General features: G+C 57.9%; 18 protein-coding genes. 11 read left to right on the forward strand and 7 right to left on the reverse strand.

The genetic code is table 11. The features are described from left to right. The first annotated feature begins 28 nt into the window (after positions 1 to 28). From L53_RS12805 to L53_RS12840, 8 genes are all read left to right on the forward strand, one after another. Positions 29 to 607, forward strand: coding sequence for a NifU family protein (locus tag L53_RS12805; protein WP_034816078.1), 579 nt, complete (start codon positions 29 to 31; stop codon positions 605 to 607). 97 nt (positions 608 to 704) lie between these two features. Continuing rightward, positions 705 to 1304, forward strand: coding sequence for a malonic semialdehyde reductase (locus L53_RS12810; RefSeq protein ID WP_034816080.1), 600 nt, complete (start codon positions 705 to 707; stop codon positions 1302 to 1304). 6 nt (positions 1305 to 1310) lie between these two features. Beyond that, the gene (gene tsaB / locus L53_RS16530; RefSeq protein ID WP_051607934.1) at positions 1311 to 1955 is read left to right on the forward strand and encodes a tRNA (adenosine(37)-N6)-threonylcarbamoyltransferase complex dimerization subunit type 1 TsaB; all 645 of its coding nucleotides are present in this window, start codon (positions 1311 to 1313) and stop codon (positions 1953 to 1955) included. Continuing rightward, entirely contained in the window at positions 1955 to 2413 is a 459-nt protein-coding gene (gene rimI, locus L53_RS12820; RefSeq protein WP_051607935.1) for a ribosomal protein S18-alanine N-acetyltransferase, read from the forward strand. The genes tsaB and rimI overlap by 1 nt, the downstream gene beginning before the upstream one ends. 77 nt (positions 2414 to 2490) lie before the next feature. Next, complete coding sequence (locus L53_RS12825; protein WP_034816320.1) at positions 2491 to 3378, forward strand: dienelactone hydrolase family protein; 888 nt, start codon at positions 2491 to 2493, stop codon at positions 3376 to 3378. Between the two features lie 85 nt (positions 3379 to 3463). Continuing rightward, complete coding sequence (locus L53_RS12830; protein WP_034816082.1) at positions 3464 to 3886, forward strand: Fur family transcriptional regulator; 423 nt, start codon at positions 3464 to 3466, stop codon at positions 3884 to 3886. 162 nt (positions 3887 to 4048) lie between these two features. Then, positions 4049 to 4774, forward strand: coding sequence for a hypothetical protein (locus L53_RS16535; RefSeq protein ID WP_051607936.1), 726 nt, complete (start codon positions 4049 to 4051; stop codon positions 4772 to 4774). Between the two features lie 18 nt (positions 4775 to 4792). Then, positions 4793 to 5206, forward strand: a complete 414-nt coding sequence (locus L53_RS12840; RefSeq protein ID WP_034816085.1) for a DUF1489 family protein — start codon at positions 4793 to 4795, stop codon at positions 5204 to 5206. A 3-nt stretch (positions 5207 to 5209) separates the two neighbouring features. Here L53_RS12840 and L53_RS12845 read toward each other — a convergent pair whose 3' ends face one another. Then, a complete protein-coding gene (locus L53_RS12845; protein ID WP_084333443.1) occupies positions 5210 to 6148 on the reverse strand; it encodes an alpha/beta hydrolase in 939 nt (312 codons plus the stop codon). A gap of 34 nt (positions 6149 to 6182) precedes the next feature. Between L53_RS12845 and L53_RS12850 the strand changes: the two genes are divergently transcribed. Together L53_RS12850 and L53_RS12855 are read left to right on the forward strand one after the other, a co-directional pair. Beyond that, positions 6183 to 7424 (forward strand): aminotransferase class V-fold PLP-dependent enzyme, encoded by a 1242-nt coding sequence (locus tag L53_RS12850; protein WP_233347810.1) that lies wholly within the window; start codon positions 6183 to 6185, stop codon positions 7422 to 7424. Beyond that, positions 7424 to 8227, forward strand: a complete 804-nt coding sequence (locus tag L53_RS12855; protein WP_034816087.1) for a sulfite exporter TauE/SafE family protein — start codon at positions 7424 to 7426, stop codon at positions 8225 to 8227. The genes L53_RS12850 and L53_RS12855 overlap by 1 nt, the downstream gene beginning before the upstream one ends. Here L53_RS12855 and L53_RS12860 read toward each other — a convergent pair. The 6 genes from L53_RS12860 to L53_RS12885 all read right to left on the reverse strand — a co-directional run bounded on the left by L53_RS12860 (position 8224) and on the right by L53_RS12885 (position 14370). Further along, a complete protein-coding gene (locus tag L53_RS12860; protein ID WP_034816090.1) occupies positions 8224 to 9192 on the reverse strand; it encodes a HupE/UreJ family protein in 969 nt (322 codons plus the stop codon). The two genes, L53_RS12855 and L53_RS12860, sit on opposite strands and share 4 nt — an antisense overlap. Beyond that, complete coding sequence (locus L53_RS12865; protein WP_034816092.1) at positions 9192 to 10025, reverse strand: peptidyl-prolyl cis-trans isomerase; 834 nt, start codon at positions 10023 to 10025, stop codon at positions 9192 to 9194. Before L53_RS12865 ends, L53_RS12860 begins: the two co-directional genes overlap by 1 nt. A gap of 12 nt (positions 10026 to 10037) precedes the next feature. Then, positions 10038 to 11948 (reverse strand): DUF3604 domain-containing protein, encoded by a 1911-nt coding sequence (locus L53_RS12870; RefSeq protein WP_034816324.1) that lies wholly within the window; start codon positions 11946 to 11948, stop codon positions 10038 to 10040. Positions 11949 to 12040: 92 nt separating this feature from the next. After that, positions 12041 to 12409, reverse strand: a complete 369-nt coding sequence (locus L53_RS12875; protein WP_034816094.1) for a hypothetical protein — start codon at positions 12407 to 12409, stop codon at positions 12041 to 12043. A gap of 13 nt (positions 12410 to 12422) precedes the next feature. Continuing rightward, entirely contained in the window at positions 12423 to 13253 is an 831-nt protein-coding gene (locus tag L53_RS12880) for a universal stress protein (protein WP_084333445.1), read from the reverse strand. A gap of 76 nt (positions 13254 to 13329) precedes the next feature. After that, complete coding sequence (locus tag L53_RS12885) at positions 13330 to 14370, reverse strand: Glu/Leu/Phe/Val dehydrogenase (RefSeq protein ID WP_034816097.1); 1041 nt, start codon at positions 14368 to 14370, stop codon at positions 13330 to 13332. A 259-nt stretch (positions 14371 to 14629) separates the two neighbouring features. Here L53_RS12885 and L53_RS12890 point away from each other — a divergent pair, with 259 nt between their 5' ends. After that, positions 14630 to 16084 carry a TrkH family potassium uptake protein gene (locus tag L53_RS12890; protein ID WP_034816099.1) on the forward strand — a complete coding sequence of 485 codons (1455 nt, stop codon included), beginning with the start codon at positions 14630 to 14632 and terminating at the stop codon, positions 16082 to 16084. Positions 16085 to 16086 lie beyond the last annotated feature (2 nt).

The following is a 16086-nucleotide window of genomic DNA, read 5'->3' on the forward strand; positions in this document are numbered from 1 at the left end:
CCGCAAGCCAGAAAGGGCCCCCAAGGCCATGTTCATTCAAACAGAACCGACGCCGAATCCGGACACCGTAAAATTCCTTCCCGGCCATCCTGTGGCGGGCGATGCCGGTCCGTTTGATTTTCCCGATGTGGCCAGCGCTCGGATGAGCTTGCTGGCACGTGCACTCTTTCAAGTCGATGGCGTAGAACGTGTTTTCCTTGGTAGTGATTTTGTGTCGATCAACAAGGATCCCGACAAGGATTGGAAACATGTGAAGCCGATGGTGCTCGCCGCCATTATGGATCATTACATGGCTGGCTTGCCGGTTGTGGAAGAGGGCGCAGCGCCGTCAGCCGATGCTGAAGCCAATGTCAGTTATGAGGGTGAAGCTGCCGAGATCGTCGAAGAAATTCGTGAACTCATCGAGACGCGTGTTCGCCCCGCTGTTGCTCAAGACGGCGGCGACATCATTTTTCACAAATTCGAGCCGGATACCGGTATCGTGCATTTGTCGATGCGGGGCGCGTGTGCGGGCTGTCCATCGTCGACCATGACCCTCAAGCAGGGAATTGAAAACATGCTGAAGACCTATGTACCAGAAGTCACTGCCGTCGAGGCCGTACTGTAGGGCTCGCGACATTTGGACTGCTGCAGACTGCATTGATTGTTCAGGCGTTTCCCGGCAAGACTCAAAAACATATTTCAGGAACAGAAGGAAACAGGTCATGTCTCACCCGGTGAACGACCATGCGCTCGACGTGATATTTCGGGATGGACGCAGCTATAACGGTTTCCAGGACAAGGACGTCCCGGAAGTGCTGGTTCGGGCTGTCTACGACCTTGCCAAAATGGGGCCGACCAGCGCCAACTGTTCTCCGGCCCGTTTCGTCTTTGTATCTTCTGCGGAAGGCAAAGAGCGTCTTCTGCCGTTGGTCTCGCAGGGCAACCAACAAAAGGTGAAGGAAGCCAAATGGTCCGTGATCATTGCATATGACATGGAGTTCCAGGAAAAAATCCCGAAACTGTTCCCACACAATCCAAGTGCCAAGCACTGGTTTGATGGCAATCGTGAGGAGACAGCCTTTCGGAACGGCTCGCTGCAAAGCGCCTATTTCCTGATGGCGGCGCGTTCACTCGGCCTCGACACAGGACCAATGTCGGGCTTTGACATGGACGCCGTGAATAAGGAATTCTTCGAAAACCAGGATGGCGAAGAGAAAAGCTGGCGCGCCAACTGGATCTGCAATCTCGGTTATGGCGACAAGTCGACCATTTTTGCGCGGAGTCCGCGACTGCACTTCGATGAGGCCTGCCGGATCGTTTAGCAAGCCATGCTCGTCCTTGGACTGAATACTGCCTTTTCGGCTATGGAAGCGGCCATTGTACGCGATGGTGAAATTCTCGCCGATGCGCGCGAGACCATGGCGCGTGGGCAGGATAAGGCGTTGCCAGGCTTTGTAGAGCGCTTGCTGGATGAGGCCGGCGTCTCACTAGCCGAGCTTGACCGGATCGCTGTGGTGACCGGGCCGGGCAGTTTCACGGGCATTCGCATTGGCGTTGCCTATGCGCGCGGGCTGGCGCTTGTGACTGAAGCTCCCTGTATTGGCGTGACCAGCATCGAGGCCGCCATTCCCGCAGGAATGGAAGACACTGTGCTTGGCTGCATAGCCGCGCAGAAGCGCCCGCCGGAGCAGACATGGTGGGTGCAGGGCGTTTCCGGCAATCAGGGCCTCGCCGGCACGATGGAAGTGGGTTTAGACGAATTGAAGGCCATGCTGACCGGGTTTCACGCTCCCATCTTCATGCAGGGGAGCGAGGCGTTGGAGGAGATGGCAGAGGCGCTGGACATCCGCCCCCTAATTGCTTCGGCTGTGACGGCGGCCTTGAAAGCGCCCCTGTTCGACCCCGCGCAGCACCTGCCCGCGCCGGTCTATGCGCGCGAGCCAGATGCGAAGCTGCCGGAAACAAGAACCTGATGTCGGGCCTACTGGTGCTACGACCGGACGATGCGGGGCAGGTGGCCCTGTTGCATGCGAAATCCTTTAGTGAGAGCGAGGCCTGGAGCGCTGCTTCGATGCGCGATCTGCTCAAGGACCCGAACGTGCTGACCTTGGGCATTCTCTCCGATGGACAATTGGCCGCTTTTGTCATGGGCCAGACGGTGGCGGGTGAAACCGATATCCTGACCATTGCGACCGATCCGGACCAGCGCCGGAAGGGTCTGGCCGGTCGCTTGATCAGCGCGCTGGTAAAGCGTGTGGGAGAACGGGGCGTCACGCGTATCATGCTGGATGTAGCCGAAGACAACCTGCCCGCTCGTGAACTCTATCGGGCGCATGGGTTCGCTGAAGATGGTCGCCGTCCACGCTATTACCGCGCCGCGCGAAACGTGCCTGTGGATGCTATCCTGATGTCCCGATCCTTGAGCCTGTAGGTCTTGTTTTCAGTTTCTTTGGGCGGCGCTCGAAAATGCATTATGTTTCTGATGAACCCGCCAAGGAGGATATCCAAATGACCACTAATTCCGACCCGGCAGAGATTCCACAGGAAGTGTACGAACTCTACGACGCCTATTGTCATGGCGACATGTCGCGGCGCGCATTCTTTTCCGGTCTCAGCACATATGCGGTCGGCGGGCTGACTGTCTCGACGCTCGCCGCCTGTGTGATGCCAGACTACGCAAAACAGCAGACCCAGCCAGGTGAAGACGGCCTGTATGAGGAAATGCTGGTTTACGACTCCCCCAACGGAGCCGGCAAGATGGAAGGCTATTTCGTGCGGCCGGCGGGGGCTGAGCAGACATTGCCTGGCATTGTTGTGATCCACGAAAACCGCGGACTGAACTCTCACATCAAGGACGTGACGCGCCGCGCCGCGCAGGCGGGTTATGTCGCCTTCGCGCCCGACGCGCTCTACCCGCTCGGCGGTTACCCCGGAAACGACGATGATGGCCGCGCGATGCAGGCAAAGCGCGATCGCGAGTCCATGGTGCAGGATTTCATGGCGGCGGCTGAGTTCCTTCGGGGCCACGTCGCCGTGAACGGCAAGGTCGGATGTGTGGGTTTCTGTTTCGGCGGGGCCGTATCAAACCTCATGGCCGTGCGCCAGCCTTGGCTCTCAGCAGCCGTGCCGTTTTACGGTGGTTGGCCAACGGTTGAGGAGGCTGCAGACGTGAAAGTGCCGTTGCAGATCCACCTGGCGGGCTTGGATGAGCGTGTGAATAGCGGTTGGCCGGTTTATAAGGCGGCTCTGGATGAAAACCGTGCCGAGTACGAGGCTTATATCTATCCGGGTGTGAATCATGGTTTTCACAACGACACGACCTCCCGCTATGATGAGGAAGCTGCACAGCTGGCATGGGCCCGCACCGTGGAGTTTTTCAACCTGCATCTGGGCTGACCGGGACGGATATCGCACCACCTGTTGGTGTGTTTGACACCTTATCTGACTGGACTTCCCTGAAATGTGAGGGCAAAACATGGCTATGGATCGACTCGAAAAACTCTGTGCAGACAAAGGTCTCCGGATGACTGAGCCCCGGCGCATTATTGCGCGGGTGCTATCCTCGTCTGAAGACCACCCGGACGCCGAGGAGCTGCACCGGCGTGCGAACTCCATGGATGCGTCGATCTCTCTGGCCACCGTCTACCGGACCGTGAAGCTGTTCGAAGATGCTGGCATTATTCAGGCACATGATTTCCGCGATGGTCGCGCACGCTATGAAGAGGTGCCTGACGAACATCACGACCATCTTATCAATGTGAAGAGTGGCGAAGTGGTCGAGTTCCATTCCGAGGAAATCGAACGTCTTCAGGTAGAGATTGCCAAGAAGCTTGGCTTTAAACTGGTTGATCACCGTCTCGAACTCTATGGCATTCCACTGCAGGACGACGACCAGACTTCATAGAAGTTTGGTTGCCCGACGCAGCCCGTTCAAGTCCCGTAAAGTATTCAGCGTCCACACTGGCTGTTCAGTTTTGACTGGTCTGGACCGGTGCGTGAATCCTTGCTGGCTGCCCAAGATCAGCCGCATTCCGGACCTAATCAGATTACGGGACGGTAATTCGACATGTTTCTGGCTTTCCTCGCGAGCTTCATCATGATGACGCAGGCGCCGCCGCTGAATGCGGCGCTGAGCGCAACTGAGGCACCGCGCACGCTTCGCGCCGCCTTCACCGTCGAACTGCAAAGCCAGCATGCCAGCCGCGTTTATTCGTATGATCCCCGCAAAGAGAGGGATGCCCGTTGGCAAATCGTGTCATTGCAAGGCGAAGACGATGAACTGGAAGAGGTCGCTGCAAACTGGGCCAACGAAGCTGCGCCAGATGGGCGACTGTTCCCCGATGACCTCCGAGCGAGCATGGGGCAGCAGGTGCAGGTTCAGGATATGGGGCATGCTTGGCGGGTCGGGTTCAGGCATCATCCCTCGACCAATGATGGTGAGTTCGATGTCTGGGCCGCCGAGCGCTTGCAAGCTTCGGCATGGCTCGATCCGGTGGGAGAGCGATTTTTGCGCATTGACTACCGACTCCCGCATCCGGTCGCCGGGCCAGAAGGCGGCAAGCTGACCCGCTACGAACAGAGTTATTTCATCCGAACCGAGCCACGCTGGGGGATGAGCTATGTTTCCAGCTTCTCGATCGATCTGGAAGCCCGCGCAGCATTCCGAACCATTTCACGGCGCTATTCCGCCAATATCGTCAAAACAGAATTCTTCTTTGCGAGCGCAGAAGCCGAGGCAGATTTCGAGGTGAGACGAAAACGGCCGCAGCTCATGTCTGGATTGCCGCGCTAAGGCGGCTAAATTGGGCGCATGACGATTCACATGGTGAAGCTTTGCGTTGGCGCGGAAGAAATTGACGATTTGGTGAACTGGCAAAAGCGCTTGATGAAACAGGGGCGTGAGCCGTTTCATCAGACCCGCATGATGCCTAAACAGAAAGACCAGCTGCTCGAGGGTGGTTCGATCTATTGGGTCATCAAGGGGGCCATCCGAGTACGTCAGCGTATTGTGGAGGTACGCGAAGTGATGGGCGACGGTCATACAATGTGCGAGTTGGTGTTCGATCCCAATCTTGTCCGAACCTACGCCAAACAGAAGCGCCCGTTTCAGGGCTGGCGATACCTCAAGCCTGCTGATGCACCCCGTGATCTGGGCAGCAAGGAAGCCGCTGTCGATATTCCTCCATCATTGGATGCTGCGTTGAAACAGGCGGGCGTCTGGTAAACCCTAGTCGGCAAGCGCTTCAAGAAGGATGGCAGCTTGTAGTTCAAACGCCTCGCTGCCAGGGGCCACAAGCTCAACATGGCCTGTATTCGGGACAAGCACGAACCGCGCATCGCTGCCAGTTGCTATAGCTTTGTCGGTATAGCTCTCGCCGAGTATCGGCGGTGCGATCTGGTCTTGCTCGCCATTCACGCTGACCTGATGCGCCGCAAAAGGCAGCAATTCCGCAGGAGATGTATCGGAAAGCACATCCTGTCGTGCGCCTGACGGTGCGCCTGTCAGCGCTTCCATGATTGAGCTTAGGCAGGCAGCTTGTGTCACGGGCGCGGAAGCATCGAGATCCGCAAGACCACCGGAATTGACCACGAAATCTATGTGGAGTGGGTTTGAGCGCCAGAGCGTACTCGACTTTGGCAGCTTGGGCCGGGCTGCCAACCACAGCGCCAGATGGCCGCCAGCGGAGTGACCAATCGCACCGACCCGGTCGAGCTTAAGGTTGAACTGGCTCGCATGATCGCGAAGCGCGTCTGCCGCGCGGGAGACATCTTCAAACGTCCCCGGATAGCCGCCACCGGCTTCATCTACGCCACGATACTCGATGTTCCAGACCGCGAGCCCTTTTTGGCGGAGGTCCTCAGCTGCAAAATCCATCAATCTCCGGTCCGCAATCGATTTTTGCCAGCATCCACCATGCACCATGATCACGACAGGGTGCGGCCCGGCGCCATCAGGCAGCCAGAGATCAACAATGTCGGTTTCTGATGGGCCAGTGCGAATTGTGTGCGGCGTGGTTGGTCGTTCCCGCGAGAGCAGGTCTGGCCACTGCAGGAGCGGTATTGTCTCGTTTCGAGCATGGGGCGGAGTTTGCGACAATTCCGGATTTGGCGCGTCGCAGCCGACGAGACAGAGTAAGGCGAGGGTAGCGAGGGAAGGTGTGCGCATACGGGGATTGCTACTAGCGCCGGCGCATTCTGTCATGCACAAACAGGCAATGACCTTGATATCCCTTCCGGAATCGCGCGCCGAAGCGGAGGCGCTGGATGCGACCGACCCGCTCGCCCTTTGCCGGGATGCCTTTGCCCTGCCGGAAGGTGTGACCTATCTGGTCGGGCACTCGCTTGGGCCAGCCACCATCGGTGCCCTGCGAAATCTGCGTGCAGCATCAGAGGGTGCATGGGTGAACGACCGCGTCGGCGCATGGAACTCGGCAGAGTGGATTCATTTATCCGAACATGTCGGCAATCGCCTCGCACGGCTGGTGGGCGCCAAGGCTGGCGAAGTAGTTGTTTGCGACAGCGTATCCATAAATCTGTTCAAGCTTGCTGCCTCGGCGTTGCCTTTGGCGCGCACGCGTCGCCTTGTTGTCGAAGAGGATGAGTTTCCGACCGATCAATACATTCTTGATGGCCTGTCTGGTTTGACTGGCGTGGACCTGGTCCGCGTTGCGCCGGGGAAGGGGGTCTCCCAGCTTGAGGGTGGTGTGTTGGTGAAGAGCCTCGTGAATTACCGCTCTTCTCAGCTCGCCGATATGGCCGCGGACGAGGCTTCAGCTCAGTCTGGTGGTGGTATGATCATCTGGGACCTTAGCCACGCGACTGGTGTGCTGGATATTCAACTTAGCGCCGCCAACGCACGGTTTGCAGCGGGGTGCACCTACAAATATTTGAATGGGGGTCCCGGCGCACCTGCCTTTGTGTATGCCCGGGCGGATGTCGCTGACCAATTGGAAACGCCATTACCGGGCTGGATGGGACATTCTGCGCCGTTTGAATTTACTTCTGCGTATGCGCCAAAGACAGGGACGGCGCGCTTTGCCTCAGGCACGCCACCCATTCTTTCGCTTGCGGCGCTGAATGGCGCGCTGGATGTTTTTGACAGGGTTTCGATGGTCGAGGTTCAGTCAAAGGCGCGAGCCCTGGGTCAGATGTGTTTGATGATGGCCGAAGGTATGGGGCTCGACATTGCGTCCCCACTCGATCCGACCTCGCGCGGTGGGCATGTCAGTGTGTGTCATCCAGATGGCTATCCGCTTGTCCGCGCCTTGGCCGATTGGGGTATTGAAGCGGATTTCCGCACGCCGCACACGATCCGTTTTGGTCTGTCCCCGCTATTCCTCGGCTATGCTGAAATCTGGGACGCCATGTCGGAATTGGCCGAGATCATAGAAACCCGCAGTTGGGACACTGAGGCCTACCGGGAAAAGGCCATCGTGACCTGATGGAGTTGCTTGTCCAGTATGCACCCCTGTTGCTGGCGCTCGCCGCAGCAGGTATCGCGGCCGGCCTTGCCGCGGGCCTGTTCGGCATCGGAGGCGGCGCGATCATTGTGCCGGTGCTCTACTTCCTGTTCGAAGGGATGGGCTTTGGCGAGACAGCCATGCACGTCGCCGTATCGACGTCTCTGGCGACAATCATCCTCACCTCGATCCGTAGCGTGATGGCCCACAATGCTCACGGTGCCGTCGACTGGCAGATCATCCGGAGCTGGGCGCCCTGGATTGTCATCGGGGCGCTGGTTGGCATGGCGCTGAGCGGATACTTGTCCAATCGTGGCTTGCTGGCGATTTTTGGTTCATTGGCCTTCCTGCTTGCGGCACAGCTCTATTTCGGGCGTCCGACGTGGCGATTGGCAGACGAGATGCCCGGCGGCATTGTACGCGCGGGGCTTGGTGCATCTGTAGGGACACTGTCTGCCCTGATGGGAATTGGGGGCGGGACGTTTGGCGTCAGCCTGATGACTCTGTGTGGTCGGCCGATCCATCGGGCTGTTGCGACGGCGGCGGGCTGGGGCGTAGCGATTGGCTTGCCTGGCGCGTTGGCTGCAATCTATGTGGGGTGGGGCACAGACGGGCGGCCCGTGAACCTTGCGGCGTTCGCGCTGATTTCCGCCTTCACTGTGACCATGGCGCCGATTGGCGCAAAGCTGGCGCACAAGCTGGATGCGGCGAAGCTGAAACGCTGGTTTGCCATTCTGCTCGCAATCGTGGCGGCTCGCATGTTGTGTAAGGCCCTCGGCATTTAGAAAAACGTCGCGGCGATCCGTTCTATGGCCCAGAAGCTGCCAGTGATGCCGATCGCGTACGCTGCGGCCGTGCGTACGAATGGTGCACCCTGGCGATAGAGGCGCTGCCCGACCCAGGCGAGGGCCAATACGAATATCACAAACGCAACTTGCCCCACTTCGACACCCAAATTGAACAGGAGCAGCGCGAAGATTTCCGCGCCTTTGGGCAAGCCAATATCAGACAGAGCGCCCGCAAATCCAAAACCGTGGATCAGACCAAATCCAAAGGCGATGATCCAGGGTTGGCTCTGTGCGAGCGTGTCTTGCCCGCGCATTCTGTATATTGCTTCAGCTCCCAATAACGCGATGCTCATGGCAATGACAATCTCCACGGGAGGACCGGGCAGCGTCACGCCGCCCAGCGCCGAGGCGGCAAGGGTGATCGAATGCGCCACGGTGAAGGCCGTCACCGTGGCAAGCAACTGGCGAGGTCTGACCAGCAGGACAAGACCCAGCACAAACAGCAAATGGTCAAAACCGAAAATGATGTGCTCTACGCCGATTTTAAAATAGGCAAGTGTCGGCGCGCCCTGGGGGCCGCTCAGCTGGATGGCATTCGCGCCAGGCCGCAGAAGCGCCGAAACATCGTCCTCTTCCAGCCGCTCTACGCGCACGAACACATCGGTAAGGGTCCGGTCGAGGCCCGATATTGAGAGTTCGCCATTATTGAGATTGCATGCCATCGACCACCGGGTGACGAGCGTGGCTGCAGGGGCAGACATCCGCTCATTTTGTCGGGCGCAATTTCCAGGAAAGACCGGGTCGAGCTTTAGTCGTCGACCATCCAGAACTGGCTGTTTCCAGATCACATCATATTCGCCGTGAGCGGTCTCGGTAATTTCCAGATAGGCTGGTCGCACCTCATGTGCAGCAGCGCAGAGCGCCATCAGGATCGATGCCAACACGCACAGTGCGACACGCATCAGTTTCCGCCCTCTATCTCGACCTTGTACTGCGCAATGATCTCCTGAATGGCTTGCTCATTCTTTTCGCGACGTGTTTGCTCGAGCCAGTCCTTGCGAACTTCTGCTCTAACCTCATCAAGCGGTGAAAGCACAGCTGCGGTTGAGTGTGTAACCCGAACGAGATGGAGCCCGTAAGCAGAGGAGACGGGACCTTGCCAGTCTTCAGAGACCGGCATTGTTGAAAGGGTCTCGGCAAATGCGCCACCAAACTGCCGCGCCAACTCCCTAAGTGGCATGTCGCCGTACTGGCGCTGCAGCATGAAGGGATCACCCAGCGACGCCGCTGCCGGAGGATTGGAGGCGTTTAAGCGCGTGAGCGTCTCTTCTGCGGCAGCAGCTGTCTCTGCGCCGCGAACATCAGGGCTGAAATAGACATGGCTGAAGGTCAAGGTAGCAGGCCGCGTGAAGCGATCTGCATGCGCGGCATGCCAGTCTTCGAGCTGTTGCTCGGTCGGCATGGTATCTTCGTGCAAATCCGACACGACGAAACTCATCTTCTGCGCCAGTCGCCGCGTGATGATTGTGTCATTCTGGTCGAGGCCCAATCGTCGCGCCTCCCGTGCAAGAGCCACGTCGCGTATATGGTCGGACAGCATGGCCGCCATGTCCGCCTCGCCGGGCAGAGTGCCCGCCTCGGACGTGTACAGTGCGGCCATGCGCTCAATCTCACTTGCGGATATCAGAATGGTGGAGTCTGCCTGGTTCGACCGCGTTTGCCAGATGGCAAACGCGGCAAAGACCAAGGCGGTCGCAGTGATGAAATGGACGAGCGGGTCTCTCAGGAACTTCAATGGGAGCGTCCCTTAATCGGCTGGTATGTACCAGATGGGCGACGTGTAGGCGCGCTCCTGAATCGTCTGGGGCACGTCGGGGCGAGGTGGCACATTTCCACGCATTGCTTCCCAAGTCGACCAGCGGCAGCTCGGATTTTCCAAAACGCGGACATAGTATGTCGCGCGCTTGGCAACATCGAAGTCCGGGTCTTGCCAAACAGCTTTCAACTCGTTTGCACCAGCTCCCGTGGGGGCGCAGGTCTCCATGTCAACGGCAGCGCCATTGTCTGAACAGCGATGTGTCGCCGGATCCGGCGAGCCTGTATGGCAAGCGACGTCATAGACAGCTTCTCCGACAGAGGTGACCTTGACGACTTGCACACGCTGCAGCGCACCCATGTTGGGATCGCGCTGGGCCCAGGCAAGGAAGGTTGGCGCTTCGCCAGTCCCGACCAGATCACCGCCCATCGGAACGCCGCCGTCATAGGCCTGCCGGGTAAGGTCGGCATCATCCAACATATCGTCAGAATACTGATAACCCGCGAAGAAGCGAACCTTCATGCGCGGCCCCGTTGTGGCAAACGTCTCCTTGCGCCGGAACGCATCAAATATAGACTCCCGCGTGTTCTCTTCCGCCCACACGCCGGTCAGGCCAGATGCTGCCCACCTGGAAAACCATTCCCGGGCATTGTTAACCATCTGATTGTCTGGTTGCTCATCCCAACTCTTTGTGCCGAAGAATGGGACGGATCCTCGCGCCATGGGTGTGCCGTCAACGACTCCGACCTTTGACCAGTAGTCGCTCTCAGCATAGGCCCCTCCGACGACGTGGCTGTCGGAAGCTGCGACGAGCCCGAAGCGGAATGGGTCGAAACCTTCCTCTTCCTGTAGTTTCAAGCCATTGCGATAGGCCTCACGAACATAGCCGCCTTCGGTTTTCGAGACCTGATAAGAAGCCAATAGCCTGTCATAGATTTCGAAATCTGCCCACTCGTCGTTGGGCGAAAGGGAAGGGTGGGTCTCGCTGGTGCCCTTGACTTGAGTTACCTCGACCAGGGGCTCATTCCTCATGCGCTGTTCAGCATAGGCCACATCGAGTGGATCTCCATTATATGTCTCTAGACGGAACATTTGCCCATCAGAGACATTCGAGTTATGTGGAATGGCAATGGCCTCATAACCTTCTGAGCGCTGTTCATCCATCCAGTCCCAGAGGTCTTCAGGGTTGGGCGAATCCAGCGTCGAGAAGGCGCGATCAGGCGCGTCCCCCTTGAAGAAAACGTTTCGGTGAAGGTTGCCTCCCGCAAAGGAGCCTTCCTCGTCATTGACGGTCACGGATGTGAATTCATAGGCGGCGAAGGTTGTGAACTCTCCTGGCACATAGTGGCGGTTTGCAGCATCAATATTCTGTTCCCAAACAGACCCGATAATGGATTGGTCATACATGTCCTCGATCGGCTCGCCAGAGCGAACAGAGGCACCCACACTCTGGAATGCCGCGGTGATTTTTTCCGGATCGGTCGAAAACATGTCCTGGGCACGAGGCAATTTTGAAAGCTCTGTGCCGGGTGTATTCATAACAGGAAGGATGCCGAGATATTCGGCATGGTCGGTGACGGTGTAGAAATCGAGAGGGCCGCCCGCAATTGTCATGTCGAAACCGGAAGGGTGGGTGATCGTCTCACCGCGGGCAAACCGATATGCGTCGTCGGCCGTGCGACGAACATTGAAGATATAGGCATCGAAGCTTGATCGCGTGTGGATATGAAGATCGCCGAAATAGGCATTGCGGTCTTCACTGTATCCTGCCGTCCGCTCCGTCGCGGAAGAGGCAGACTCAATTTGGGCGGTGTCGGTCTCCGGCATGGAAGTGTCCGGCGTGGTGCTGTCACACGCAGCCAAAGCGATCACCGAAACGGCAAAGCCCAATAGTCTTTTCATGTCTTCCTCCCAAGGGGCATTTTTGCCTGCCCTCATTGGTTGGAATTCTGCGACGAACAGGACGTGCTGTCCAGCTTGACGCTCGGGAAGGATCAGACCGGGCTGATATCGGTAATCTTGTACGTCAGGGGTGTTTCACCATGACTGGCAATAGTCACGTACTCGCCTTCCTTGAACACATGTTCGCCGAGTTTGAAGCCCGCTTCGTCATCGCCTTCATCGTCCTCATCGTAGTGGAAAAACCAATGGCTACCCCGATGGGTCAGTAGGCCGTCGGCATGCTCCTGCGGATCGGGACTGAAACGCACAACGCGGCATGCCGCGCGATTTTCACGCCAGGCATCGATATCAATCTGACCCGCTGCCGTCAGTGGTGCGACCAGCGTATAGCCTTGCCCGGCGTCACCGTTTGGAAGACCGGGGTTCCGCGCGAGCTGGAGGACGATTTTTGACAGGCTCATGTGGAGTTCTCCTCTAGTGGGCTAGCGCAAGGGCGGGGGCATTGTCAGCTGTGAGCAGGCGCCGTGTGGTGCCGCCAAAAATTCGCTCCGCCAGACGGGAGTGTCCATAGGCACCCGCCAGGATCATACAGGCCCCGGTACCCTTTGCCATGGCCAGAAGACCGGAAGACACCTCACCTTCGATTTCCATGACACGCGAGGAAATTCCTTGCAGTACCAACCATTCCACAAGCGCTTCCGGCGCAGCGATTTCGCGCTGAGGGTCCTTGTTCAGGTCATCTGTGTTCTGTGCAATGATGACATCGCCGAATGCTTTCAGAAGCGGCAAGTGAAAGCGGACCGTGCGGGCTGCGCCATTGCTTCCATCCCATGCAATGATGACTGGCCCATCCATATCCGGCGTGGTGCCGGCGAGAACGAGCGGAAGATGCGCATCCATGAGGACGTACTCGAATCCCACATTCAGCGGTTGTGATCCGTCCGCCGCTGTGCGTGGAAATACGACGGCTTCCGAGAGGGAGGCCGCATTGGACGCTGCACGTTCGACAGTGTTGACCTCGTGCTTGAATTCGCAGGTAATCGTATCTTCGTCCTGAGTGGCCGTTTGATAAGCTTCGCGTGCCTTTGCGAGCACTTCTTCCTGCATGTCGAAGATCGACTGGGTGGTCGCGCTGGTCAGGCCAGCAGCCTCTGGTGTGGCGATCACCATCAGAGCGGCGTTCGGATCTGGCAAGGCGCACAATGCTCGCATTGGCACATTCATGCGGCGAGCAAGGGATAGGGCGGTGCGTATGGTAGCAAGGTCGGTCTCAACCGTTCCCTGTAGCATGGCGACTACGGACATGGGGCACTCCTAGCGTCATTCAGGTTCGATAATGATGTGTACCATTTATCGCCCCGGTTTAACTAGGTGAGACTACCTAATCCGTCCGTCCAATTCTTTGGCGCGCAATCCTGTCTGCGACGAGATTTGTCGGCTCGCTGCTTTCCAAAGCCAAATCCAAGACTTCGCCGAGTGTCACCATGAGGGCCTTCACCTTGGCGCCGACCCAGTCCCGCGAATAGGTGCCGGAGATTTCCGCGCAGACATTGATGATGCCACCGCCATTGATGACATAGTCCGGTGCATACAGAATGCCGCGGCGACGCAGCAATTCACCCATTTCAGGCACAATCAACTGGTTGTTCGCGCCGCCCGCAATAGCCTTCACGCGAAAAAGGCTCAGCGTCTTCTCGTTGATGATTGCACCCAGCGCATTTGGCGAAAAAATGTCTGCATCGACGCCATAAATTTCGTCGGGCGCGACGATCCGTGCCCCCGTGCGGGCAGAGATGTCGGACAAGGCTGCCTGGTCAATATCGGTAATGATGAGGTTCGCACCTGCCTTCGCCAAGTGTTCGCAAACATGTCCGCCGACTGAACCCACGCCCTGAACAGCAATTGTGCGGCCGGTCAGGTCATCTGTGCCGAGCGCGCGTTTGGCGGTTTCGCGAATGCCCAGATATATTCCCATTGCTGTTATCGGAGATGGATCTCCACTGGCAGCGTCGCCCTCATCGAGCCCGGCAACATGTGCCGTCTCCTCGCGCACGATTTGCATGTCGGAGACATTGATGCCGACATCCTCCGCGGTAATATAATTGCCTTTGAGGCTCTCGACCGCGCGTCCGAACGCTCGGAACAATTCTGGTGATTTGTCCGCTTTCGCATCGCCCCAGATGACAGCCTTGCCGCCGCCGAGGGGAAGGTCTGCCATGGCATTTTTGTAGCTCATTCCATGGCTGAGCCGCAGGGCATCCCGCAACATGGCTTCACCAGTGTCGTAGTTCCACATGCGGCAGCCACCTGCCGCGGGCCCCAAGGCCGATGAATGGACGGCGATAATCGCTTTCAGACCGCTGTCAGCGTCGTGAAACATGTGGACACCCTCATGGGCATCGAAGGAGGAATGATCGAACATGAGAGAGTCATCGGTTGCAAATGTAACGAAGGGGCGTTTAGGCCCTTGCGGACGATCCCGTCAACCGGCGTCTGCCCTTGGACTTGGCGCGAAAATGGCATAGTTGACCCGGCACAGGCCACACACGGCCCAGTTCTACCGTCAGGAGTCCATGGGAAGTCCTCAGTTTCTGCCCAGACCGCATCCTTGGTGCATACTGCTTAACCACGTAACGCGTTGACACCTCAGCAGGAATTGCAGCGTATCTTGCCCTCCAGACATGCAGCTTCGTCCTCTCTTTCTTGCTCTCGGCATCATGACCGTCCTTCTGGGTGCGGCGATGATCCCCTGTGCATTGATCGATTCCGCTGATGGGCGGGCGGAAACCTATGTGTTTGAGGTGTCTGCTTTCGGTTCGATCCTGATCGGATCATGCATGTGGGTCTTGTCGCGCGGCGACATTGAACGCACCGGACAGCGCGAAGGATTTCTCCTCACTGTACTGGTCTGGGTGTTCCTGCCGATGATTGCATCCATTCCGTTCCTGGCGTCGGGCATGACAGTAACGGATTCCCTGTTTGAGACTGTTTCCGGTCTAACGACGACCGGCGCTACTGTCTTGACGGGGCTCGACAGCATGCCACGCGGTCTCTTGTTGTGGCGGGCCATCCTGCAATGGATTGGCGGGATCGGCATCATCGTGACGGCCATCGCCATCCTGCCACAGCTGCGGGTCGGCGGGATGCAATTGTTTGAACTGGAAAGCTCCGACATGTCGGGCAAATTCCTTCCCCGCATCACCGACATCGCCGCTTATCTGGGTTTCACATACCTGCTGATCTCAATGCTCTGTGCCTTGCTCTACTACCTCACCGGTATGGATTGGTTTGACGCCATAACTCACGCGATGACGACCATGTCGGCGGGAGGATATTCGACGCACGACGCTTCTTTCGGCTACTTCAATGACACCAACGCACCGTATGTCGCCACGTTCTTCATGTTTATTGCGGGCCTGCCATTCAGCCTGTTGGCGATGCTGATGCTGCAAGGTCGCATTCGACCGATGCTCGCCGATCCGCAACCACGCCTCTATCTGGCACTCGCATTGATCTTCTCGACCATCATTGTCGTCTACCATGAGGCCGTTGTTGATCCGCCCGTGTTTGACCATATTTTCCACGGCTTCAAGGAAGCCCTGTTCAACATCATCTCGATCATGACCGGCACCGGTTACGCCTCGGCACCATATGACACTTGGGGCCAGCCCGTGATGGTCATTTTTTTGGGGGCCACCTTTGTTGGAGGGTGTGCGGGTTCGGCGGCGTGTGGGCTCAAGATGTTCCGGCTGGAAATCGCTGCCAAGACGATCGTTGCCTATTCGCAGCGCATGATCCAGCCGCACCGCCGCACGCCTATCCGTTATGCCGGCAAGACGGTGGATGAAGAAGTCCTGCAGTCGGTTATGGTATTTATCAGCCTCTACCTGCTGACTTTCCTCGTCGCGGCTGCACTGATTAGTCTGACCGGCGTGGACGCACTGACGGCCATTTCGGGTGCCGCTACCAGCGTGTCAAATGTCGGACCGGGGCTTGGCCCCATGATCGGTCCATCCGGCACATTCCAGTTATTGCCTGACTTCGCCAAATGGATTTGCGCCATTGCCATGCTGCTAGGGCGGCTCGAGTTCGTGGCTGTATTTGTGGTTCTGACCCGACGCTTCTGGCGCGGTTAGTG

It is taken from the genome of Hyphomonas sp. L-53-1-40 (assembly GCF_000682775.1).
In the GTDB taxonomy this organism is placed as follows: Bacteria; Pseudomonadota; Alphaproteobacteria; order Caulobacterales; family Hyphomonadaceae; genus Hyphomonas.

Bases quoted from the DNA above. Each gene is read 5' to 3' on its own strand.
- L53_RS12805 (WP_034816078.1), top strand. From the start codon at position 29: ATGTTCATTCAAACAGAACCGACGCCGAATCCGGACACCGTAAAATTC.
- L53_RS12810 (WP_034816080.1), top strand. From the start codon at position 705: ATGTCTCACCCGGTGAACGACCATGCGCTCGACGTGATATTTCGGGAT.
- tsaB (WP_051607934.1), top strand. From the start codon at position 1,311: ATGCTCGTCCTTGGACTGAATACTGCCTTTTCGGCTATGGAAGCGGCC.
- rimI (WP_051607935.1), top strand. From the start codon at position 1,955: ATGTCGGGCCTACTGGTGCTACGACCGGACGATGCGGGGCAGGTGGCC.
- L53_RS12825 (WP_034816320.1), top strand. From the start codon at position 2,491: ATGACCACTAATTCCGACCCGGCAGAGATTCCACAGGAAGTGTACGAA.
- L53_RS12830 (WP_034816082.1), top strand. From the start codon at position 3,464: ATGGATCGACTCGAAAAACTCTGTGCAGACAAAGGTCTCCGGATGACT.
- L53_RS16535 (WP_051607936.1), top strand. From the start codon at position 4,049: ATGTTTCTGGCTTTCCTCGCGAGCTTCATCATGATGACGCAGGCGCCG.
- L53_RS12840 (WP_034816085.1), top strand. From the start codon at position 4,793: ATGACGATTCACATGGTGAAGCTTTGCGTTGGCGCGGAAGAAATTGAC.
- L53_RS12845 (WP_084333443.1), bottom strand. From the start codon at position 6,148: ATGCGCACACCTTCCCTCGCTACCCTCGCCTTACTCTGTCTCGTCGGC.
- L53_RS12850 (WP_233347810.1), top strand. From the start codon at position 6,183: ATGCACAAACAGGCAATGACCTTGATATCCCTTCCGGAATCGCGCGCC.
- L53_RS12855 (WP_034816087.1), top strand. From the start codon at position 7,424: ATGGAGTTGCTTGTCCAGTATGCACCCCTGTTGCTGGCGCTCGCCGCA.
- L53_RS12860 (WP_034816090.1), bottom strand. From the start codon at position 9,192: ATGCGTGTCGCACTGTGCGTGTTGGCATCGATCCTGATGGCGCTCTGC.
- L53_RS12870 (WP_034816324.1), bottom strand. From the start codon at position 11,948: ATGAAAAGACTATTGGGCTTTGCCGTTTCGGTGATCGCTTTGGCTGCG.
- L53_RS12875 (WP_034816094.1), bottom strand. From the start codon at position 12,409: ATGAGCCTGTCAAAAATCGTCCTCCAGCTCGCGCGGAACCCCGGTCTT.
- L53_RS12880 (WP_084333445.1), bottom strand. From the start codon at position 13,253: ATGTCCGTAGTCGCCATGCTACAGGGAACGGTTGAGACCGACCTTGCT.
- L53_RS12885 (WP_034816097.1), bottom strand. From the start codon at position 14,370: ATGTTCGATCATTCCTCCTTCGATGCCCATGAGGGTGTCCACATGTTT.
- L53_RS12890 (WP_034816099.1), top strand. From the start codon at position 14,630: ATGCAGCTTCGTCCTCTCTTTCTTGCTCTCGGCATCATGACCGTCCTT.